Annotated in this window: 18 protein-coding genes; 11 read left to right on the plus strand and 7 right to left on the minus strand. The window is 70.1% G+C overall.

Annotated features, from left to right (window positions below; genetic code table 11):
- From cheB to CS062_RS13720, 5 genes are all read left to right on the plus strand, one after another.
- On the plus strand, positions 1–1,087 hold a 1,087-nt coding region (gene cheB, locus CS062_RS13700; protein ID WP_368372856.1), incomplete at its 5' end, for a chemotaxis-specific protein-glutamate methyltransferase CheB.
- A complete protein-coding gene (locus CS062_RS13705; RefSeq protein ID WP_099862181.1) occupies positions 1,084–4,062 on the plus strand; it encodes a response regulator in 2,979 nt (992 codons plus the stop codon). The genes cheB and CS062_RS13705, both read left to right, overlap by 4 nt.
- Positions 4,063–4,093: 31 nt before the next feature.
- Complete coding sequence (locus CS062_RS13710; protein WP_099862182.1) at positions 4,094–4,846, plus strand: response regulator; 753 nt, start codon at positions 4,094–4,096, stop codon at positions 4,844–4,846.
- A 212-nt stretch (positions 4,847–5,058) separates the two neighbouring features.
- The gene (locus tag CS062_RS13715; protein WP_099862183.1) at positions 5,059–5,619 is read left to right on the plus strand and encodes an HNH endonuclease; all 561 of its coding nucleotides are present in this window, start codon (positions 5,059–5,061) and stop codon (positions 5,617–5,619) included.
- Positions 5,620–5,834: 215 nt separating this feature from the next.
- Complete coding sequence (locus CS062_RS13720) at positions 5,835–6,302, plus strand: outer membrane lipoprotein (RefSeq protein ID WP_099862184.1); 468 nt, start codon at positions 5,835–5,837, stop codon at positions 6,300–6,302.
- Between the two features lie 136 nt (positions 6,303–6,438).
- Here the strand turns inward: CS062_RS13720 and CS062_RS13725 are convergent, their stop codons facing one another.
- The 7 genes from CS062_RS13725 to cyoA all read right to left on the minus strand — a co-directional run bounded on the left by CS062_RS13725 (position 6,439) and on the right by cyoA (position 13,394).
- Positions 6,439–7,011, minus strand: coding sequence for a response regulator transcription factor (locus tag CS062_RS13725; RefSeq protein WP_099862217.1), 573 nt, complete (start codon positions 7,009–7,011; stop codon positions 6,439–6,441).
- Positions 6,998–8,410 (minus strand): ATP-binding protein, encoded by a 1,413-nt coding sequence (locus CS062_RS13730; protein ID WP_099862185.1) that lies wholly within the window; start codon positions 8,408–8,410, stop codon positions 6,998–7,000. The genes CS062_RS13725 and CS062_RS13730 overlap by 14 nt, the downstream gene beginning before the upstream one ends.
- Positions 8,411–8,420: 10 nt before the next feature.
- Positions 8,421–9,197, minus strand: coding sequence for an SURF1 family protein (locus CS062_RS13735; protein WP_099862186.1), 777 nt, complete (start codon positions 9,195–9,197; stop codon positions 8,421–8,423).
- On the minus strand, positions 9,197–9,610 hold the full coding sequence (gene cyoD, locus CS062_RS13740; RefSeq protein WP_099862187.1) for a cytochrome o ubiquinol oxidase subunit IV: 414 nt from the start codon (positions 9,608–9,610) through the stop codon (positions 9,197–9,199). Before cyoD ends, CS062_RS13735 begins: the two co-directional genes overlap by 1 nt.
- Positions 9,607–10,215 (minus strand): cytochrome o ubiquinol oxidase subunit III, encoded by a 609-nt coding sequence (gene cyoC, locus CS062_RS13745; RefSeq protein WP_091726218.1) that lies wholly within the window; start codon positions 10,213–10,215, stop codon positions 9,607–9,609. The genes cyoD and cyoC overlap by 4 nt, the downstream gene beginning before the upstream one ends.
- Positions 10,216–10,253: 38 nt before the next feature.
- Entirely contained in the window at positions 10,254–12,248 is a 1,995-nt protein-coding gene (cyoB, locus tag CS062_RS13750) for a cytochrome o ubiquinol oxidase subunit I (protein WP_099862188.1), read from the minus strand.
- Positions 12,249–12,317: 69 nt separating this feature from the next.
- On the minus strand, positions 12,318–13,394 hold the full coding sequence (gene cyoA / locus CS062_RS13755; protein WP_099862189.1) for a ubiquinol oxidase subunit II: 1,077 nt from the start codon (positions 13,392–13,394) through the stop codon (positions 12,318–12,320).
- Positions 13,395–13,596: 202 nt separating this feature from the next.
- On the opposite strand from cyoA, the gene CS062_RS13760 reads away from it, so the two are divergent.
- From CS062_RS13760 to CS062_RS13785, 6 genes are all read left to right on the plus strand, one after another.
- Positions 13,597–14,955 (plus strand): MFS transporter, encoded by a 1,359-nt coding sequence (locus CS062_RS13760; protein WP_099862190.1) that lies wholly within the window; start codon positions 13,597–13,599, stop codon positions 14,953–14,955.
- A 193-nt stretch (positions 14,956–15,148) separates the two neighbouring features.
- The gene (locus tag CS062_RS13765) at positions 15,149–15,655 is read left to right on the plus strand and encodes a MarR family winged helix-turn-helix transcriptional regulator (protein ID WP_233218053.1); all 507 of its coding nucleotides are present in this window, start codon (positions 15,149–15,151) and stop codon (positions 15,653–15,655) included.
- Between the two features lie 25 nt (positions 15,656–15,680).
- On the plus strand, positions 15,681–17,840 hold the full coding sequence (locus CS062_RS13770) for an FUSC family protein (RefSeq protein ID WP_099862191.1): 2,160 nt from the start codon (positions 15,681–15,683) through the stop codon (positions 17,838–17,840).
- Positions 17,837–18,055, plus strand: coding sequence for a DUF1656 domain-containing protein (locus tag CS062_RS13775; protein WP_099862192.1), 219 nt, complete (start codon positions 17,837–17,839; stop codon positions 18,053–18,055). The genes CS062_RS13770 and CS062_RS13775 overlap by 4 nt, the downstream gene beginning before the upstream one ends.
- Before the next feature lie 127 nt (positions 18,056–18,182).
- Positions 18,183–19,067: an efflux RND transporter periplasmic adaptor subunit gene (locus tag CS062_RS13780; protein ID WP_099862193.1), complete on the plus strand. Its 885-nt coding sequence runs from the start codon at positions 18,183–18,185 to the stop codon at positions 19,065–19,067.
- Positions 19,068–19,075: 8 nt separating this feature from the next.
- Positions 19,076–20,599 (plus strand): TolC family protein, encoded by a 1,524-nt coding sequence (locus tag CS062_RS13785; protein WP_099862194.1) that lies wholly within the window; start codon positions 19,076–19,078, stop codon positions 20,597–20,599.
- Positions 20,600–20,603: the final 4 nt, after the last annotated feature.

Consider the following 20,603-nt stretch of genomic DNA (forward strand, 5'->3'; position numbering starts at 1 on the left):
CGCGACGCCACCGGCCGGCGCCGGGCCGGCCAAGCCGCTGCGGGTGCTGGTCGTGGAAGACTCGATCACGGTGCTGGCCCACATCCGCGAGGTGCTCGCCGCGCACAGCGACATCGAGATCGTCGGCGAGGCCCACGACGGCGCGCAGGCGGTGGCGCTGTGCCAGCGGCTGCGGCCGGACGTCGTGTCGATGGACATGATGCTGCCCGGCGTGGACGGCCAGGCAGCGACCGAGGCCATCATGGCCCACTGCCCGACGCCGATCCTCATCGTCTCGTCGTCGACCAATCGCGGCGAGGTGCTTCGCACCTACGAGGCGCTGGCCGCCGGCGCCGTCGAGGTGCTGGAGAAGCCCGACGCGGGCGCACCCGAGGGCGAGTGGGAGCGGAACTATGTGACGCTGCTGCGGCTGGTAGCGCGGATCCGGGTCATCACGCATGTGCGCGCCCGCCTGGGCGGACGCCCGGCCACAGGGCCCGCGCCCCTGGCGCCGGCGCCCACGCGCGCGCTGCTGGCGCTGGGCGCATCGACCGGCGGCCCGGGCGCGCTGATGAAGGTGTTGCAATCGCTGCCGGCGCCGGCGCCGCTGCCGGTGCTGATCGTGATGCACATCAACGCGGTGTTCAGCCGCGGCTTCGCCGAATGGCTGGACGCGCAGACGCCGCATCGCGTGCGCTATGCCCATGGCGGCGAGCGCCTGCGCGACCTGGCCGGCCAGGTGGTGCTGGCGCCACCCGACGTGCACCTGGTGCTGCGCGCCGGCGTGCTCGAGCTCAGCCATGCGCCGCCGCGGCACTCGTGCCGGCCGTCGGTGGACGTGCTGTTCGAATCGCTGGCCGCCGAGAACGGCCCGGGCACCGCCGCGGCGCTGCTGACCGGCATGGGCCGCGACGGCGCGCAGGGCCTGCTCGCGATCCGCCGCGCCGGCGGCGCGACGCTGGCGCAGGACGAAGCCAGTTCGATGGTCTACGGCATGCCGCGCGAAGCCGCCCAGCTGGGCGCCGCGGAGCGCGTGCTGCCGCTGGCCGACATCGGCCCCGCCCTGATGGGCTTGAGCGGTATGGCCTGGGGAGGAGCCCACACATGAACAAGAGAACCTTCATCGTCGAGGACAGCCTCACGGTGCGGATGGACCTGCGGGAGGCGCTTGAGGACGCCGGCTTCGACTGCGTCGAGTGCGCGACGCTGGCCCAGGCCCGTGCCGCGCTGGCCGAGGGCGTGCCCGCGCTGGTGCTGCTGGACAACCTGCTGCCCGACGGCGACGGCGGCGCCTGGCTGCCGGAGCTGCGAGCGGCGCCGCAGGGCGGCGACTGCGTCGTGCTGATCCTGTCCAACGCCTCGCAGGCCAGCGACCGGCTGCGCGGCCTGGCCCACGGCGCCGACGAGTACGTCGGCAAGCCCTATGACCGCCTCTACGTCATCGACCGTGCGCGCGAGCTGGTCCGCCAGCGGCAAGCCCGGCAGGCGACGCCCGCGCCGCATCTCGCCTCGGTGCTGCTGATCGACGACAGCGAGACCTTCCGCGAGGCGCTGCGCGACGCGTTGGAGCCGCACGGCTATGACATCCACACCGCCGCGCACGGCGAGGAAGGCCTGCGCCAGGCCGCGGCACTGCGCCCGAACGCAGTGATCGTCGACCAGCACATGCCCGGCATCGACGGCGCGGCGGTGATCCGACGGCTGCGCCTCGATCCGGCGCTGCGGCACACGCCCTGCCTGCTGCTGACGGCCGACGAGGGCCCCGAGGCCGAGCTGCGCGCGCTGGAGGCCGGCGCCGACGCCTTCGCCCGCAAGCAGGACGATGTCGACCTGATCCTGGCGCGGGTCGCGGCGATGCTGCGCAGCGCCAAGGCCAGCCTGCCCGAGCAGGGCGCCAGCCTGCTGGGCCCGAAGCGGCTGCTGCTGGTGGACGACAGCGCCAACGTGCTGGCCGAGCTCGGCGCGCTGCTGCGCGACGACGGCTACGACGTCATCGCCGCGGCCAGCGGCGAGCAGGCGCTGGAGCTGCTCGCGGTGCAGGCGGTGGACGCGGTGCTGCTGGATGTGCAGATGCCGGGCATCGGTGGCCTGGAGACCTGCCGGCGCATCAAGTCCGCGCCTTCGCTGCGCGACATCCCGGTGCTGCTGCTCACCGCCTTCGAGGGCCGCGCGTCGATGCTGGCCGGCCTGGAAGCCGGCGCCGACGACTACGTCGTCAAGGCCAACGGCGAGGTGGAGCTGCTCAAGGCGCGGCTGCGCGCCCAGCTGCGCCGCAAGCAGTTCGAGGACGAGGCCCGGCGCGTCCATGCCGAGCTGCATAACAGCGCGATGGAAGCCGCCGAGGCGCGCGCCGCGCGCGAGCTGGCCGACAGCCGCGCCGAGCTGCTGGCGGCACTGCAGCAGCGCAATGACGCGCTGGAACAGCTCAATGCCGAGCTCAGCCGCGCCAGCAGCGCCAAGACCGCCTTCCTGTCGACGATGTCGCACGAGCTGCGCACGCCGCTGAACGCGGTGATCGGCTTCGCCCAGCTGATGCGCGACGGCGCCGCCGGTCCCGTCAGCGATCGGCAGGCCGAGTTCTGCGGCCACATCCACAACGCCGGTCAGCATCTGCTCTCGCTGGTCAACGACCTGCTGGACATGGCCAAGATCGAGGCCGGCCGCGTCGACCTCGACATCGAGCCGGTCGAGCTCGACGAGCTGCTGCGCGACGCGCTCGCGATCGTCCAGGAACGGGCCCGGCTGAACCGCATCGAGATGAGCTTCTTCGGCGTCGGCGGCAACCAGCGGCTGTGCGTGGATCGCCGCCGGCTGCGGCAGATCATCTACAACCTGCTGTCCAACGCGGCCAAGTTCACGCCCAAGGGCGGCAACATCCGGCTCGAGGCGCGGCGGGTGTCGCGGGCGCGTGCCCGCGAGGCGCTGCCGGGATTCCCGACCGGGCGGCGCTCGGAGCTGCCCGACAGCGAGTACGCCGAGTTCGTCCAGATCAGCGTCACCGACACCGGCATCGGCATCCCGCCGGACGGTCTGGAAAAGCTGTTCCAGCCCTTCAACCAGATCCGCAACGTGCTGACGCACAAGGTGGAGGGCACCGGCCTGGGCCTGGCGACGGTGGCACGCCTGGTTCAACTGCATGACGGCGCGGTGGCGGTGAGCAGCCAGCCCGACAAGGGCAGTTGCTTCACCTGCTGGCTGCCGTGGCGCGAGCCGGTGATCCCGGACGTCATCCTGCCCGACGAGACCGGCGAGCGCCCGCTCGCGCTGGTGATCGAGCACAACGAGCAGGCCGCGGCGCTGATGCAGACGCAGCTCAAGGCGGCGGGTTTCCGGGTGCGGCACGTCGCCTCGGCCGAGGCGGCGCTGGAGCTCGCCCCTCACCTGCGGCCCGAGCTGATCACGCTGGAGGTGAATCTGCCTGGCCTCGACGGCTGGGACCTGCTGTCGCGGCTGAAGAACCTGCCGGGCTGGGCGCACATCCCGGTCGTCGTTGTGTCGGTGGATGCGGGGCAGGAAGTGGCCCTGTCGCTGGGCGCCTCCGCGGTGCTGCACAAGCCGGTGTCGCGCAAGGCGCTGAGCAAGGAACTGGAGATGCTCGGCTTCAAGCCGACCGCGACGCGCAAGTTCCTGGTACTGGCCATCAGCGACGCGCCCGGCGAGTTGCAGTCGCTGAGCGCGCACCTGTCGCAGCCCGGCTTCTCGGTGCTGCGGGCCACGGGGGGCAAGGAAGGCATCGAGCTGGCCCGCCGCCACGTGCCCGACCTGATCGTGCTGGACCTGCTGATGGCGGAGGTCGATGGCATCGGCGTGGTCGAGGCGCTGCAGCGGGATCCGCTGACGGCTGCGATCCCGGTGATCGTGGTGGCCGCCTCGCAACTCACGACCCGCGACCGCGAGCTGCTCAACCGCCATGTGCAGCGCGCCACCGTCAACCGGGAGACGGCCGCCGCCGGCGGCACGCCAGTGCCGGCGCCGCCGGGCGCGGCGCGCGCGCCGGCCGGCCCGCAAGGCCATTTCATGGACGAGGTGAAACGCGCGATCAGCCGCACCAGCTGGGGCGACCTCGACCCCTTGGACGATTGACACCGCCTGACGAGGGAGAGGCGACAGCACGATGCAAGCGAATGCGACCCCATTGACCGTGGTCCTCGTCGAGGACTCCTTCACCATCCGCCGCCAGCTGCTGCAGCGGCTGGACGCGGTGCCCGGGCTGCGAGTCGTCGGCGAGGCGGCCGACGAGGCGACCGCGCTGACGCTGATCGGCTACCTGCAGCCGGACGCGGTGCTGCTGGACCTCTCGCTCGCGCAGGGCGGCTCCGGCATCGCGGTGCTCAAGGCGCTGCGCAAGCAGGGCTATCTCGGCCAGGTGCATGTGCTGTCCCACCAGACCGAGGCCTACCGCGCCGCGGTGCTGGCGGCCGGCGCCGACGGCTTCTTCGACAAGGCGGAGGAACTGGAGCTCATGCTGCGGCAGTTGACCGGCCAGCCGGAGGTGCCGGCGCCGCGTCCGTTCGATGCGGTGGCCCTGCATGAACGCCTTGACCAGATGGTGCGGCTGGCGGTGCGCGACGGCTCCGATGTGGTCGTGCATGTGCTGGCCGGCAGCGCCGAGGCGCTGCAACCGCTGGCGGCCCGCTTGATCGCCAGCCTGGACGGCGGCGACCTGGTGGGCTGGCTCGGGACCTCCGAAGGCGGGCGGCTCTGCATCGCCCAGATCGACGGGGAGGACGCCCCGCCGCTGGGCGGGCGTCCGGAGCTGCAGGGGTCGGCCTTACGCCTTGGCCGTGCCCAGTTGCCTGACGACGCGCTGTCGGCGAGGGGCTTGGTCACGCTCGCGGAATTGCGCGCGCTCGGCCGCCTGCCGTAGGGACGCGCCCCGGTCCGTGACGACGAGGCGACACCGCGCCCGGCCCGGACGAGCCGGCCCGCTCCGGCGGGTCATCGCCTTGAACCTCGGCGATCGGGCGACTATGTTGGGCGAACAGCCTGAATTTCGTCTCGGCGGCGCGATCCTGCGCGTCCGGCACTTGAGTTGCCCCCTGCGACTGGATTACCCTTTGTCGCTGGAGGTCAACGACCGTGGACGTTCTGCAGCTGGACATCTCGGGCCGACCGCAGGCCTGGATCTCGACGAAGGAAGCAGCGGTGCTGTATGCCAGCGACGCGATCGCGTGGACGCTGGGCGAGCCCTTCCACGTGCTGCGCGGGGGCTACCAACGGCTGTCCGGCCTGCAATCCCGCATCGAGCTGCATCCGATCGTCGCCGTGCGCGGCGCCATTCCCAGCCGCGCCTGGCGCCAGGCGCCGGCGCTGTCCAACTTCAAGCTGTTCGCGCGTGACCGGCATGTCTGCGCCTACTGCGGCCACCGCTTCCACGCCGACCTGCTGACCCGCGAGCACATCCAGCCGGTCTCGCGCAACGGGCGGGATTCGTGGATGAACTGCATCACCGCCTGCCGCGCCTGCAATGGCCGCAAGGGCAACCGCACGCCCGAGGAGGCGCGCATGGCGCTGCTCTACCTGCCCTACGTGCCCAGCCTGCACGAAGACATGATCCTGCGCGGCCGGCGCATCCTGGCGGACCAGATGGAGTTCCTGCTCGCGAGCGTGCCCAAGTCGTCGCGCTTGTATGCGTCGTGAGGCCGACACGGAACGTGTGTGGGGCGCTGCCTTTCCCGCGCTGACGGTGCTGGTGTTACCTCGCGCTTAAGAGCCTTCAAAGGCGGCGCCGCTAGAGTGGCCCCACGCGCCATTCCCGCGCGGGAAGCCCGATGGCGTCGAGGTAAAGACTTGTTGCGCGGTCAACGGAATGTCACCGGTCGTCGTTGGCCGGGGCATCGATTTGGAGAGACGAGATGAAGAAGCTGCTGATTGCCACCCTGGTGGCCGCCCTGGCCGCCTGTTCCACAACGAACCCGGACGTCATCCAGCGCGGTGACGCGCAGCGGCTGTCGCAGGTGCAGGATGCGACCGTGCTGTCGGTGCGGCCGGTGACGGTGGACGGCTCGCAGAGCGGCGCCGGCGCGGTGACCGGCGCGGTCGTCGGCGGCGTGGCAGGTGGCAGCGTTGGCGGCAGCCGCGAGGGCGTGATCGTCGGCGTGCTCGGCGCGGTGGCCGGTGCGGCGCTCGGAAATGCGGTCGAGCGCGGCGTGACCAAGGAGCAGGCGGTCGAGATCCTGCTGCAGTTGCGCAACGGTGAACGCCGCGCGATCGTGCAGGCCCAGGGCAACGAGAACTGGGTCTCCGGCGAACCGGTGATCATCGTCACCACCGGCGGCAAGGCCCGCGTGGTGCGCGCGCCGGCGGCGACCCGCACGAACTGAGCGTTCCGCGCTCGCCAATGATCAGAGGCCCTCGCGGCCCCTGTGTCGTTTCAGCGCGCCGACGGTCCCGGCGCTTTTCGCATTTGGCGCTTCGCATTTGGCGCTTCGCTTTTCGCGCTCCGCTCCGCCTCACGCCTCACTTCACCCGCTGCTTCTCCAGCTTTCTCGCCAGCGTGCGGCGGTGCATGCCCAGCCGGCGCGCGGTCTCCGAGATGTTGAAGTCGGTCGCCGCCAGCGTCTCGTGGATGTGCTCCCACTCCAGCGTCTTGATCGAGGTGGTCGCGCGCTCGGTGACCTCGACGTCGGCATCGCCCTGGGCCCGCGCGAAGGCGGCCTCGATGTCGTCGGTGTTCGCCGGCTTGGCGAGGTAATGCCGGGCCCCCAGCTTGATCGCCTCCACCGCCGTCGCGATGCTCGCGTAGCCGGTCAGCACCACGATCACCATCTCGGCATCGTGCTCGTGCAGCGTCTGCACGCAGGCCAGCCCCGAGCCGCCACCGGCGAGCTTCAGGTCGACGACCGCGTACTCCGGCGATTCCTCGGGGCCGCGCTCGGCCAGCAGCTTCTGCACCTGCTCCACCGTCGTCGCCCGCAGCACCTGGTAGCCGCGGCGTTCGAACGAACGCGACAGCGTGCGCGCGAAGGCGTCGTCGTCCTCGACGATCAACAGCAGGCGGTCGGTATCGGAGGCAAGGTCATCCGGCGTCATGAGCGGCATTGTCAGGGAGTCCAAGAGGCTCGAGCGCGGACAGGGGCATGCGGATCTCGACCTCGGCGCCGCCGCCCTCCTCCGCCGGCCGGTTGCGCGCCTGCAGGCGCCCGCCCAGCGAGCGCACGACGTTCAGCGCGAGGAACAGCCCCAGTCCGCCGCCCGGCCGGCCCTTGCTCGATTGATACGGCTTGCCGAAGCGCTCCAGCATCTCCGGCAGGAAACCGGCGCCATGATCGGTGATGCGCAGCACCAGCTGGCCGTCCTCGATCAGCGCGCGCAATGACACCGGCCGGCCCGGCGCGGCCTCCAGCGCGTTGTCGAGCACGTTGTCGATCATCTGCTTGAGGCCGACATCCGACACGATGCGCACCTTCGGCAGGTCCGCGTCCGGCTGGTAATCCAGCCCGTGATGCGTCCGCGTCGCGCGCCAGTGGGTGACCAGGTCGTCGAGGAAGGCCTGCAGCGTCGTCACCACCGGCGCCTCGCCGCGCAACTCGCCGGCCGACATCAGGATCCCGCTGACGATCGCCTTGCAGCGCCTCAGCTGCACCTGCATCTCCTCGATCTCTTCGCGCAGTTCGGGGTCGCCGGCGAAGGGCGCCATCCGCGACCAGTCCCCGAGGATCACCGACAGCGTCGCCAGCGGCGTGCCGAGTTCATGCGCGGCGCCCGAGGCCAGCAGGCCCATGCGGACGATGTGTTCCTCCTCGGCCGCGCGCTGGCGCAGGTCGGCCAGGCGCGCGTCCCGCTGGCGCAGGTTGCGCCCGATGCGCTGGATGAAGATCACCAGCAGGGACGCATTGATCGCGAAGCAGATGAGCAGGCCGCCGATGTAATGCGTCGGCAGCGACAGCCCTTCCATGTCGGGCACCAGCAGCGGCAGGTGCCACTGGGTCAGCGCGACGAAGCAGCCGCCGGTCACCGCCACGGTGAACCAGATGTAGCGCGAGGGCAGCAGCACCGCGCCCACCGCGATCTGCAGCAGGAACAGGAAGATGAAGGGATTGGTGACGCCGCCGCTGTAGTAGAGCTGGCCGCTCAGCACCGCGATGTCGACGAGCAGCCCGGCGAAGAGCTCGGCATTGCGCACGCTGGGCACCCAGCGCGTGCGCAGCCAGCAGGCCAGGTTGAAGAGCACCAGCACCGCCAGCAGCGTCAGCATCTCCGGCATCGGCAGCCGGATGTGCAGCGCATGGTGCACCGAGAGCACGGTCGCGAACTGGCCGGCCGCCGCCAGCCAGCGCAGCTGCACCAGTTGCTGCAGGTTGTTGCGACCGGCCTGCAGCGCGCGGCCCTCGCCGGAGGACTCCTCGATGCCCAGCGCCCCGGCGGCGCCGTCCAGGTAGCGACTGTCGTCGGGGTGGTCGTCGTCCGGATCGGGACGGCTCAGCGGCATGGTCCCGGCCTCAGTCCGCGGCCGCATCCAGGCCGAGCGCGCGGCGGCGTTCGACCCGCCACAGCCACACGCCGATGCCGGCGGTCATCAGAGCCATCGCGAACCAGGTCAGCGCGTACTGCAGGTGATGGTTGTTGAAGCGCACCACCGTCAGCCCGCCGCGCGGCCAGCGCGTCTGGTCGTCCGCCGCGGCGGCGTCGACGAAGTACGGCGCCACGGGGCCCTCGACGATCCGGCGCGCACGGGCGATCGCCTCGACGTCGCGGGAGTACCAGCGCTCCTGCGCCGGGTCGTTCTTGCGGAGCAGGCTGCCGCCGGGTTCGGTCAGCCGCAGCAGCCCGACGACGCGGTCCTCGCCCTGCGTCTCCGACGCGGTGCGCGACGCGCGCGTCTTGAATTCCGGCGGCACGAAGCCGCGGTTGACCAGCACCCAGTCGCCGCGCACCGTCCGCAGCGGCGTCAGCACCCAGTAGCCGGTGCCCAGCTCGGTACTCGCGCCGACCAGGGTCTCGCGCGAGTGGTCGAAGGTGCCGTTGAGCACGACCTTGCGGTACTCGTCATCGGCCTTCGTGATCGCGTCCCAGCGGTCCGCGCCGGGCGCGCGTTCGGGTTCAGCCGCCAGGCGCCTGTCCACCCGCGCGATCAGGTCTTCCTTCCAGGCCAGCCGCTGCAGCTGCCAGGCGCCGAGCGCGACGAAGGCCGCAAACAAAAGGGCCGCGCCCAGCAGCAGCGCCCAGAAGGCGGTGCTGCGGCGCGGCCGCGGCAGTTCCGGATGAACGGGGGTCATCAGGGCATGTTGCGCATGTCGTGGACCGGCATCATGTTGCTGTTCAGGTGGAACATCACCCAGATCGAGCCGGCCAGCATGATCACCACGACGGCGATGGTGAAGATCAGCGACAGCATCGACCAGCCGCCCTCGACCTTCGAGTTCATGTGCAGGAAATAGACCATGTGCACGACGATCTGCACCGCCGCGAAGATCAGCAGCACGATGCCCATCGCCTGGGACGATGCGATCGACTTGGTCATCACCAGGAAGAAGGGGATGGCCGTCAGGATCACCGACAGCAGGAAGCCGATCAGGTAACCCTTGACGGTGGCGTGGTAGCCGACGTCGTCGTGGTCATGGTCGTGATGATGGCCATGGCCCTGGTCGTGGCCCTGCGAATCATGCTTGTGGTTGTGGTCGGCGCTCACGGCAGCACTCCCATCAGGTAAACGAAGGTGAAGACACCGATCCAGATCACGTCCAGGAAGTGCCAGAACATCGACAGGCAGATCAGGCGGCGCTTGTTCTCCTTGGTCAGGCCGAACTTGCTCACCTGGACCATCAGCGTCACCAGCCAGATGCAGCCGAAGGTGACGTGCAGGCCGTGCGTGCCCACCAGCGTGAAGAAGGAGGACAGGAAGGCGCTGCGCTGCGGACCCGCGCCTTCATGGATCAGGTGCGCGAACTCATAGAGTTCCACCGCCAGGAAGCACAGGCCCAGCACACCGGTGATCGCCAGCCAGGCCAGCGTGCCGGACTTCTTGTTGCCCAGCATCTTGATCATGGCGAAGCCATAGGTGATCGACGAGAGCAGCAGGAAGCCGGTGTTGAGCGCCACCAGCGGCAGGTCGAAGAGGTCTGCGCCCGACGGGCCGGCCGCGTAGCTGCGGCCCAGGACCGCATACGTCGCGAACAGCACCGCGAAGATCAGGCAGTCGCTCATCAGGTAGATCCAGAACCCGAGGAGCGTGCCGTGCTGCGGATGGTGGTCGCCGTTGTCGTAGAACACCGGCGCGCCGGTGTTGTTCGTCATGGTCGTTGCTTGCATGTTGGGTATCGCTCGCTGCGGATTCAGGCCTGGGCGGCCAGCACCTTCGTGCGGGCGTCCTCCGTGCTGGCCACTTCATCGGCGGGGATGTAGTAGTCGCGCTTGTAGTTGAAGGTGTGGACGATCGCGGCGATCACGGTCACCGCGAAGGCGACACCCGCCACCAGCCACATGTGCCAGATCAGGGCGAAACCGAACAGCGTCGACAGGCCGGCCAGGATCACGCCCGCGCCGGTGTTCTTCGGCATGTGGATCTCCTTGAAGCCGCCCACCGGACGCTGATGGCCGCGGGTCTTCATGTCGTGCCAGGCGTCGTGGTCGTGGACCACCGGCGTGAACGCGAAGTTGTACTGCGGCGGGGGCGACGAGGTCGACCACTCCAGCGTGCGGCCGTTCCACGGATCGCCGTCGACGTCACGCAGCTGCTCGCGCTTGAGGAACGACACCACCAGCTGGATCAGGAAGCAGCCGATGCCCGCGGCGATCAGCAGCGCGCCCAGCGCGGCGATCTGGAACCAGATCTGCAGCGACGGATCGTCGAAGTGGCTCATGCGGCGCGTCACGCCCATCAGGCCGAGCACGTACAGCGGCATGAAGGCGACGAAGAAGCCGATCTGCCAGAACCAGAACGAGGCCTTGCCCCAGAACGGGTCCAGCTTGAAGCCGAAGGCCTTCGGGAACCAGTACGAGATGCCCGCCAGCAGGCCGAACAGCACGCCGCCGATGATCACGTTGTGGAAGTGCGCGATCAGGAACAGCGAGTTGTGCAGCACGAAGTCGGCCGGCGGCACCGCCAGCAGCACGCCCGTCATGCCGCCGATCACGAAGGTGACCATGAAGCCGACGGTCCAGTACATCGGGACCTCGAACTTGATGCGGCCGCGGTACATCGTGAAGAGCCAGTTGAAGATCTTCGCGCCCGTCGGGATCGAGATGATCATCGTCGTGATGCCGAAGAACGAGTTGACGCTCGCGCCCGAACCCATCGTGAAGAAGTGGTGCAGCCACACCAGGTACGACAGGATCGTGATGACGACGGTCGCGTAGACCATCGACGCGTAGCCGAACAGCTTCTTCTGGCTGAAGGTCGAGACGACTTCCGAGAAGATGCCGAAGGCCGGCAGCACCAGGATGTAGACCTCGGGGTGGCCCCAGATCCAGATCAGGTTGACGTACATCATGGCGTTGCCGCCGAGGTCCGTCGTGAAGAAGTTGGTGCCGGCGTAACGGTCCAGCGACAGCAGCGCCAGGGCCGCGGTCAGGATCGGGAACGAGGCCACGATCAGGATGTTCGAGCACAGCGAGGTCCAGGTGAAGACCGGCATCTTCATCATGGTCATGCCCGGCGCCCGCATCTTGATGATGGTGGCGATCAGGTTGATGCCTGAGAGCGTCGTCCCCACGCCGGCCACCTGCAGCGACCAGATGTAGTAGTCGACCCCGACCCCTGGACTCGCGAGCAGGCCCGACAGCGGCGGATATGCCAGCCAGCCGGTGCGCGCGAACTCGCCGACGAACAGCGAGGCCATCACCAGCACCGCGCCGCCGGTGGTCATCCAAAAGCTGAAGTTGTTCAGGAACGGGAAGGCCACGTCGCGCGCGCCGATCTGCAGCGGCACCACGTAGTTCATGAAGCCGGTGATCAGCGGCATCGCCACGAAGAAGATCATGATCACGCCGTGGGCGGTGAAGACCTGGTCGTAGTGATGCGGGGGCAGGAAGCCGAGCTGGTCGCCGAAGGCGATCGCCTGCTGGGCGCGCATCATGAGCGCGTCGGCGAAGCCACGCAGCAGCATGACCAGGCCCAGCACGATGTACATGATGCCGATCTTCTTGTGGTCGATGCTGGTCACCCAGTCACGCCAGAAGGGGCCCCAGAGCTTGTACTTCGTCATCATCGCGAGGACGAAGAGGCCGCCCAGGACGACCATCGCGAAGGTGCCGACCAGGATCGGCTCGTGGAGCGGAAGCGCCTCTAGGCTGAGGCGTCCGAAGATGAGCTTTTGAGCGTCAATCATCTTGGATCTCGGTAGTGCTTGCGGTCCCGGCGCGGCTGCTCATCGCGGTCGCGCCGGGGGGGACGCCAATCAATTACGGGTGGCCGAGGCCTGCCATTGCGACGCGTACTGCCCCGCGTTGTCAGGCGTGCACAGCGCGGCCACGAAGATCCGCTTCTGCTCGTTGCTCCAGGGCTTGCTGGCCAGGCCGTCGATCGCGCCCTTGCCGCCGCCGCCTGCGGCGTCGATGGCCATCATCTGGCCCATGCACATCTTGGTGCCGTCGACGCAGCGGTTCACGACCGCGTCGAACAGACCCGGCGCGACGCTGGCGAAGCGGCGCACCGGCTGGCGCTCGGAGGGCTTCTCCAGGTCCAGGTACAGCTCCTTGGTCAGCGCGACGCCGTCGGCCTTGTTGCGCTCGACCCAGGCGGAGAACTCGTCATTGCTCAGGCCATGGAACTTGAAGCGCATGTGCGAGAAGCCGTCGCCGCTGAAGTTGGCGGAGAAGCCGTCGTACACGCCGGGCTTGTTGATCACCGCGTGCAACTGGCTCTGCATGCCGGGCATCGCGTAGATCATGCCGGCCATGGCGGGCACGTAGAAGGCGTTCATCACCGTCGACGAGCTGATCTTGAAGTGGATCGGGCGATCCACCGGCGCGGCCAGCTCGTTGACGGTGGCGATGCCCTGCTCGGGGTAGATGAACAGCCACTTCCAGTCCAGCGCCACGACCTCGACCGTCAGCGGCTGCACGCCGGCCGGGATCGGGCGCTGCGCGTCCAGGCGCTCCAGCGGGCGGAAGGGATCGAGCTTGTGCGTCGAGATCCAGGTCATCGCTCCCAGCGCGATGATGATCAGCAGCGGCGCGCCCCAGATGATCAGCTCCAGGCGCGTCGAGTGGTCCCACTCCGGCGAGTAGGTCGCCTGCGTGTTGGACGCGCGGTATCTGAACGCGAAGACGAGCGTCAGGATGATCACCGGGACGATGATCAGCAGCATCAGCAGCGTCGAGGCGACGATGAGTTGCGCCTGCTGGTTCGCGATGTCGCCGGACGGCTTCATCACGACCATGTTGCAGGCGGACAGGGGCAGCGCCAGGGCCAGCAGCCCGAGACGGGCGAGTGGGCGGGCGAGACTTGTTTTTGGAGAGGCTTTGAGGTACATGGGACTTCAGCAGACCAGCAGGCGTAGTTCACGCGGAGCCCCCTCCTCGCAGCGGGATCCCGCCGTCCGAAACCTGGGGTTTCCTCTGGAGGGAAAGCGATAAAGGGGAAAACGACACTTGTCGACCGTTGCACGCCGGGCGCAGATTTTGCCCGATTGACTCAAACCAAATATTGGACATTTTGTCCCAGGTAGGAGACGTATGAACAGCAGCACCCTTTCGACAGCCGGGCAACACCTCTCGACCGTGGGCCAGCCGCTGCCGCGCGGCAGCGGGGTCGCCACGCAGGAGGAGCAGGACGCGATCGCCCCGGGCGACATCGCCGTCGGCGTGGTGATCGGGCGGGCGTCGGAGTACTTCGACTTCTTCGTCTACGGGATCGCCTCGGTGCTGGTCTTCCCGTCCATCTTCTTCCCCCACATGGAGCGGCTGGAGGGCACGTTGTATGCCTTCGCGCTGCTGGCGCTGGCCTTCGTGGTGCGGCCCATCGGCACGCTGGTGGGGATGGACATCCAACGGCGCTTCGGCCGCAGCGTGAAGCTGACGGTGGCGCTGTTCCTGCTGGGCATCTCCACCTGCACGATCGCGGTGCTGCCCGGTTTCAACACCTGGGGCGGTGCGGCCATCGCCCTGCTGGCCGCCTGCCGGATCGGACAAGGCCTGGCACTGGGCGGCTCCTGGGACGGCCTGCCCTCGCTGCTGGCGCTGAACGCGCCAGAAGGCCGCCGCGGCTGGTACGCGATGCTGGGGCAGCTCGGCGCGCCGATCGGCTTCCTGATCGCGGCCGCGCTCTATGCCTACCTGTGGAGCAGCCTGGAACCGATCGACTTCCTCAGCTGGGGCTGGCGCTATCCCTTCTTCGCGGCCTTCGCGATCAACGTCGTGGCGCTGTTCGCGCGGCTGCGGCTGGTGGTGACGCACGAGTACGAGAAGAACATGGAGGAGCATGAGCTCGACCCCTGCGACACCGACGAGCTGTTCGCCCAGCAAGGCGCCAACCTGTTCATCGGCGCGTTCGCGGCGCTGGCCAGCTATGCGCTGTTCCACATCGTGACCGTGTTCCCGCTGTCGTGGGTGCTGCTGTACGGCGACCAGAACGTCACCCAGTTCCTGACGGTGCAGGTCATCGGCGCCCTGCTGGCGGCGGCGGCGATGCCGATCTCCGGGATGATCGCGGACCGCATCGGCCGGCGCAGCACGCTGGGCACCCTGGCCACGACGATCGGGATCTTCAGCCTGTTCACGCCGATCCTGCTGGACAGCGGCGCGATGGGCCAGAACATCTTCATCCTGGTCGGCTTCGTGCTGCTGGGCCTGTCCTACGGCCAGTCCTCGGGCGCGGTGACCTCCAACTTCCTGCCGCACTTCCGCTACACCGGCGCGGCGCTGACCTCGGACCTGGCCTGGATCATCGGCGCCGCCTTCGCGCCGCTGGTGGCGCTGGGGCTGTCGGCCAAGTTCGGCCTGTGGGCGGTGACCGCCTACCTGCTGTCGGGCGCGATCGTCACCCTGGTGGCGCTGCGCACCAATCGCATGCTCCAGATCAAGGACAAGGAATGAGCGCAGCGCCTGAGGCGTGAACCCGTGACACGGGCTTGACAGCCCGCGACGCGAAAAAGCAACGGCCGGTCGACAAGACCGGCCGTTTGTCTTTCTGCCTCGAGACGGCGACTCGACTTCCCTCCCGGATTTCGCCTTTCGCCCAATAACCCCATAGAGATAGATAGCAAGCTAACTATTTAAACTGGCCGGCATGAACACCCCCAAGGACAAGCCGACCCGCTCGCTGACCCGCACTGCGCGTGAAGCGGCCCTGATGACGCTCGGCATGATGCTGCCGGTGCTGGAGCGGGCGTACCGCGCCCGCGCCAACCTGGCGATGGCGCACGTGGGCCTGTCGCAGGCGCTGGCCTGGCCGCTGGTGATGATCGGCCGGCAGGGCGACGGGATGCGGCAAGGCGAGCTGGCGACGCTGCTGGGCATCGAGGGACCGTCGCTGACGCGCTCGGTGGACCAGTTGATCACCGGGGGCTTCATCGAGCGCCACGAGGATCCCGACGACCGCCGCGCCAAGACGCTGCACCTCACGGCGCTGGGCGCGGACGCCTGCGAGCAGATCGAGGTCACGCTGCGCGACCTGCGCAACGAGCTCTACGAAGGCATCGCGGATGCCGACGTCGAGGCCGCGCTGCGCGTCTTTTCCACGCTGGCTGAACGCGTCGGCGCGCCGACGCCGGCGGTGCCGCCGCGGCGCAAGTGAAGGCGCCCGGTCCACCCCGACGGTCATGAAGTTCCCCGCCCTCTCCTTCCCCGCGATCCGGCTGCCCGCGCCGCCGAAGCTGCCACCCGCACTGCGGCCGGGCTTCACGCGCGCCGAATGGATCTTCTCGATCAAGGCCTTCGCGGCGGCGATGCTGGCGGTCTTCCTGGCGAGCTGGGCCGGCCAGCCACGACCGTTCTGGGCGCTGATGACGGCGTACATCGTGGCCCATCCGATGGCTGGCGCAGTGCGCTCCAAGGGCGTGTTCCGCGTCGTTGGCACGCTGGTCGGCGGCATGGCCGCGGTGCTGCTGGTCCCGAGCCTGGCCAACGCGCCGGAGCTGCTCAGCCTCGCCCTGGCGCTGTGGGTCGCGGGCTGCCTGGTGATGTCGCTGCGCGACCGCACGCCGCGTGCCTACGCCTTCATGCTGGCGGGCTACACCGTGGCGCTGATCGGCTTTCCGGCGGTGGACACGCCGCTGACGATCTTCGACACCGCCGTCGCCCGTCTCGAGGAGATCGGCCTGGGGGTGCTGTCGGCCACGCTGGTGCACAGCCTGGTGCTGCCCAAGAGCCTGGCCGGCTCGGTGCTGGGCCTGCTGGATCGCACGCTGGGCGACACCCGCGCCTGGCTGACCGACATTGCCGCGCGCCGCGATGGCGGCCCCGACCGGCGCCGCGTCGCCGGCGACATCTCCCAGCTGCGGGTGCTCTCGACCCACATCCCCTTCGACACCAGCCATCTGCGCTGGACCGCCGACGCGGTCCACGCGATGCAGGACCATGTGGCCGCGCTGACGCCCCTGCTCGCGGGCGTCGAGGACCGCCTGCGGGCGCTCGAGGCGCATGGCGGCGTGCCGGACGACGTCCGCGCGCTGCTGGACCGCCTCGGCCCCTGGCTGACACTGCCGGCCGATCAAGCCCAGGCGCAGTGGCCGGCGCTGCGAGCGCAGCTTGACGCGCTCACCGGCGCGCACGCGCGCGGCCGGCTGGCCGACGCCCCCTGGGCGCGACTGCTGCGCGTCGCCCTGGCGCAGCGGCTCGGCGAGCTGCTCGACGGCTGGCTGCACTGCGTGCACCTGCGCGCCGACATCGACCGCGGCCTGTCCGGCGCGCCGATGCCTGCGCGGCCCGCGCCCGCGCCCGATGGTCCCCGGCTGCACCTGGACATGGGCATGGCACTGTGGTCCGGCGCGGCCGCGCTGATCGCGATCCTGGTGTGCTGCGCCTTCTGGATCCTCACCGGCTGGCCGATGGGCGCGGCGGCCGCGATGATGGCCGCCATCTTCTGCTGCTTCTTCGCGTCCATGGACGATCCGGTGCCGGCCATCAACGGCTTCCTCGCCTGGACGCTCTGGTCGATGCCCTTCGGCGCGCTCTACGTGCTGGTGCTGCTGCCGCTGGTGCAGGACATGTGGACGCTGATGGCGGTGTGCGCGCCGGTCTTCCTCGTCCTGGGTGCGTTCATCGGCCGGCCCGCGACCGTCGGCGCGGCGCTGCCCTTCCTGTTCGGCGTCATGGGCACGCTGGCCATGCATGACACCGCGCAGGCGGATCTCACCAGCTACCTGAACTCGATGTCGGGCCAGCTGGCCGGCATCTTCGTCGCGGCGCGCGTCACGCGGCTGATGCGATCGGTCGGCGCCGACTGGAGCGCCCGACGCATCCAGCGCGCGACCTGGCGGGAGCTCGACGACCTCGCCCGCCTGCCGCGCCCGGCAGGCCGCGGCCAGGCCTACCTGCTGCGCATGATCGACCGCATCGCGCTGCTGGCGCCGCGTGTCGCGCAGTCCGGGGGCTCGGTGCCCGGCGTGCCCACCGACGACGCGCTGCGGGACCTGCGCATCGGCGCGGACCTGGTCGCGCTGCAGGGCGTGCGCAGCCGACTGCCCACCCTGGCGCAGCGCCCGCTGCCGCCGCTGCTCAGCGCGATCGGCGACTGGCTGCGCGCGCGCATCGACGGCCGGCCCGGCGCGCTCGACGCGCCGCCGGCGTCGCTGCTGGCGCGCCTGGACGCGGCGCTCGAGGGATTGATCGAGGCCTACGCCAGCTCCGGCGACCTGCCCCCCGAAGCGCATCCCGCGGCCGGCGCGCTGATGGGCCTGCGCCGCAATCTCTTCCCGGATGCGCCGGTGCCGGCGCTGCCGGCGCGCACCGTGGACAACGACAAGGAGGACCGGCCATGACCGGCGCCGTGGATTTCTTCGGGCTCTACCTGCCGTGGCTGATGCCGCTCGCGGCGCTCGCGCTGATCGCGCTCTCCGCCGTGCGACGGCTGCTGGCCTGGGCCGGGGCCTACCGCTGGATCTGGCATCCCGCGCTCTTCGACCTCGCGATCTACCTGCTGCTCCTCTGGGCCCTGAGCAACGCCTCGCTGCGTGTGCTGCCCGTGCCGGGGTGACGGCGACCCGCGGGAGCGGCCGCGGGCCCGCCCGGTCGGGCTCCGCTGAAGCCGCCCTCTCGCGCATCGCCCCGCCGCGCGGTGGCCTTTCCCAATCAACGATGCCGGCCCGGCCGGCCCCGACGACATGAAGCCTTCTTCCTTTCCTATGCGACGCGTGATCTCGATGGCGATCACCCTGGCCGCGGTCGGCGGCGCCCTGTGGGCGGCCCATCAGCTCTGGGACCGCTACGAGCTCCAGCCCTGGACCCGCGACGGCCGCGTCCGCGCCAACGTCGTGCAGATCGCGCCGGACGTCTCCGGCCTCGTCACCGCCGTGCCGGTGCAGGACAACCAGCGCGTCGCCGCCGGCGCACTGCTGTTCGAGGTGGACCGTGCGCGTTATGAGCTCGCGCTGCGTCAGGCGCAGGCGCAACTCGCCGCGCAGAAGGTCGCGCTCGCGCAGTCGCTGCGCGAGGCCGAGCGCAACAGCGGCCTGGGCAACCTGGTCTCGCAGGAGTCGCGCGAGCAGACCCGCAGCCGCGCCGAGCAGGCGCGCGCCGCCGTCGCGCAGGCCGAGGTCGCGGTCGACGCGGCCCGGCTCAACCTCGCGCGCGCCGAGATCCGCGCGCCCTCCTCCGGCACGATCACCAACTTCGACCTGCGCCAGGGCGCCTACGCCAGCGCCGGGCATCCGGTGCTGGCGCTGGTCGATGCGGACTCGCTCTACGTCGAGGGCTATTTCGAGGAGACCAAGCTCCCGCGCATCCATATCGGCGATGCCGTCGAGGTGAAGCCCATGGGCGCGAGCCGCGCGCTGACGGGCCGCGTCGAGAGCCTCTCCGCCGGCATCGCCGATCGCGACCGCAGCACCAGCGCGAATCTGCTGCCCAGCGTCAATCCGACCTTCAACTGGGTACGCCTGCCGCAGCGCGTGCCGGTGCGGGTCAAGCTCGATCCGCTGCCCCACGGCGAGCGGCTCGTCGCCGGCCAGACGGTCACGGTGCAGGTGCTGGGAGGTGTGAAATCGTGAGCGCCCCGATGAAGCACGCGCTGGCGATCCTGGCCGCGGCGGCGCTCGCGGCGTGCTCGACCGCGCCAAGGGGACCGGACTATCGGGTGCCCGCGGAGGCCGTCGTCATGAAACCGGCAGCGGCGAAGCCCTTCCTGGAACAGCAACGCGCCGCACAGGCCGCCGGGGCCGCCGGGGCCGCCGACGGCTCCGACCCGGCCCAGGCCGGCGGCGCGACGAGCGCAAGGCCCGCGCCCTTCGACGACGCGCCGCTGCCGCAGCACTGGTGGCGGCTCTTCCAGGATTCGACGCTCGATGCGCTGGTCGAGCAGGCGCTCGCGCGCAACACCGACCTGCGCCAGGCGGCGGCCAACCTCGAACGCGTCCAGGCCCTCGAGGCCGAAGCGCAGGGCGGCGAGAAGCCCGTCGTCAGCGTCAATGGCGGCCCGAGCTACGGCCACCCGTCCGGGCTGTCGATGCTCAGGAAGGACTTCGTGCCGCCCGACACCTACCGCTACAGCGCGACCGCCGGCCTGTCCTACCAGCTCGACCTGTTCGGCCAGATCCGGCGCGCGATCGAGTCCTCGCAGGCCAGCACCGAGGCGGCGGCCGCGGCGCTCGACCTGGTCAAGGTGAATGTGGCGGCCGGCACGGCCCGCGCGTATGCCGAGGCCTGCGCGACGGGACAGCGACTCGAGTCGGCGCGGCACTCGGTGGACCTGCAGCGCGAAGCCGTGTCGGTCACCGAGCGGCTGCAGCGCGCCGGCCGGGTCGGCGACATCGACGCGGCGCGCGCACGCAGCCAGCTCCAGCAACTGAATGCGGCGCTGCCGCCGTTGTTGGCGCAGCGCCAGTCGGCGCTGTACCGGCTGGCCGTGCTGACTGGCGAGCTGCCGGCGGACTTCCCGCGCAAGCTGGCCGAATGCCACGTCGCGCCGCGTGTCGCAGGCACGATCCCGGTCGGCGACGGCGCGGCGCTGCTGCGCCGTCGGCCCGACATCCGCCAGGCCGAGCGCGAACTGCATGCGGCGACCGCTCGCATCGGCGTGGCGGTCGCGGACCGCTATCCGAGGATCACGCTGGGCTTGTCGGCCGGCTCGGCCGGCACGCTGGCGGGCTTCGGCAAGAGCGACACGCTGAGCTGGAGCCTGGGGCCGCTGATCTCGTGGACGCTGCCGAACAACGGCGTCGCCGACGCGCGCATCGCGCAGGCCGAGGCCAGCACGAGGCAGGCCGCGGCGCGCTTCGACGGCGTCGTGCTGAACGCGCTGCGCGAAACCGAGACGGCGCTCAACCAGTACGCCCGCGAGCTGGACCGGCGCTCGGCGCTGCAGGCCGCGCGCGACGAGGCGGCGACCGTTGCCGACCAGGCGCGGCGGCTGTACCAGGGCGGCAAGGTCGGCTACCTGGACGCGCTGGACGCGGAGCGCGGACTGGCCGCGAGCGATGCGGCGCTGGCGGCGTCCGAGGCCGCGTTGATCGACGAGCAGGTCCAGCTCTTCCTGGCGCTGGGCGGCGGTTGGGAAGCGGAGCAGCCGCCCACCGCGCAGTGAGGGG

The organism is Roseateles chitinivorans, from assembly GCF_002761755.1.
GTDB lineage: Bacteria > Pseudomonadota > Gammaproteobacteria > Burkholderiales > Burkholderiaceae_C > Roseateles > Roseateles chitinivorans.

What these genes read in the sequence shown, in the direction of transcription:
- CS062_RS13710 (WP_099862182.1), top strand. Translation starts at nt 4,094, where the DNA reads ATGCAAGCGAATGCGACCCCATTGACCGTGGTCCTCGTCGAGGACTCC.
- CS062_RS13730 (WP_099862185.1), bottom strand. Translation starts at nt 8,410, where the DNA reads ATGCCGCTGAGCCGTCCCGATCCGGACGACGACCACCCCGACGACAGT.
- CS062_RS13720 (WP_099862184.1), top strand. Translation starts at nt 5,835, where the DNA reads ATGAAGAAGCTGCTGATTGCCACCCTGGTGGCCGCCCTGGCCGCCTGT.
- CS062_RS13785 (WP_099862194.1), top strand. Translation starts at nt 19,076, where the DNA reads ATGAAGCACGCGCTGGCGATCCTGGCCGCGGCGGCGCTCGCGGCGTGC.
- CS062_RS13725 (WP_099862217.1), bottom strand. Translation starts at nt 7,011, where the DNA reads ATGACGCCGGATGACCTTGCCTCCGATACCGACCGCCTGCTGTTGATC.
- CS062_RS13780 (WP_099862193.1), top strand. Translation starts at nt 18,183, where the DNA reads ATGAAGCCTTCTTCCTTTCCTATGCGACGCGTGATCTCGATGGCGATC.
- CS062_RS13770 (WP_099862191.1), top strand. Translation starts at nt 15,681, where the DNA reads ATGAAGTTCCCCGCCCTCTCCTTCCCCGCGATCCGGCTGCCCGCGCCG.
- CS062_RS13775 (WP_099862192.1), top strand. Translation starts at nt 17,837, where the DNA reads ATGACCGGCGCCGTGGATTTCTTCGGGCTCTACCTGCCGTGGCTGATG.
- CS062_RS13765 (WP_233218053.1), top strand. Translation starts at nt 15,149, where the DNA reads ATGAACACCCCCAAGGACAAGCCGACCCGCTCGCTGACCCGCACTGCG.
- CS062_RS13735 (WP_099862186.1), bottom strand. Translation starts at nt 9,197, where the DNA reads ATGACCCCCGTTCATCCGGAACTGCCGCGGCCGCGCCGCAGCACCGCC.
- cyoB (WP_099862188.1), bottom strand. Translation starts at nt 12,248, where the DNA reads ATGATTGACGCTCAAAAGCTCATCTTCGGACGCCTCAGCCTAGAGGCG.
- cyoA (WP_099862189.1), bottom strand. Translation starts at nt 13,394, where the DNA reads ATGTACCTCAAAGCCTCTCCAAAAACAAGTCTCGCCCGCCCACTCGCC.
- CS062_RS13760 (WP_099862190.1), top strand. Translation starts at nt 13,597, where the DNA reads ATGAACAGCAGCACCCTTTCGACAGCCGGGCAACACCTCTCGACCGTG.
- CS062_RS13705 (WP_099862181.1), top strand. Translation starts at nt 1,084, where the DNA reads ATGAACAAGAGAACCTTCATCGTCGAGGACAGCCTCACGGTGCGGATG.
- cyoC (WP_091726218.1), bottom strand. Translation starts at nt 10,215, where the DNA reads ATGACGAACAACACCGGCGCGCCGGTGTTCTACGACAACGGCGACCAC.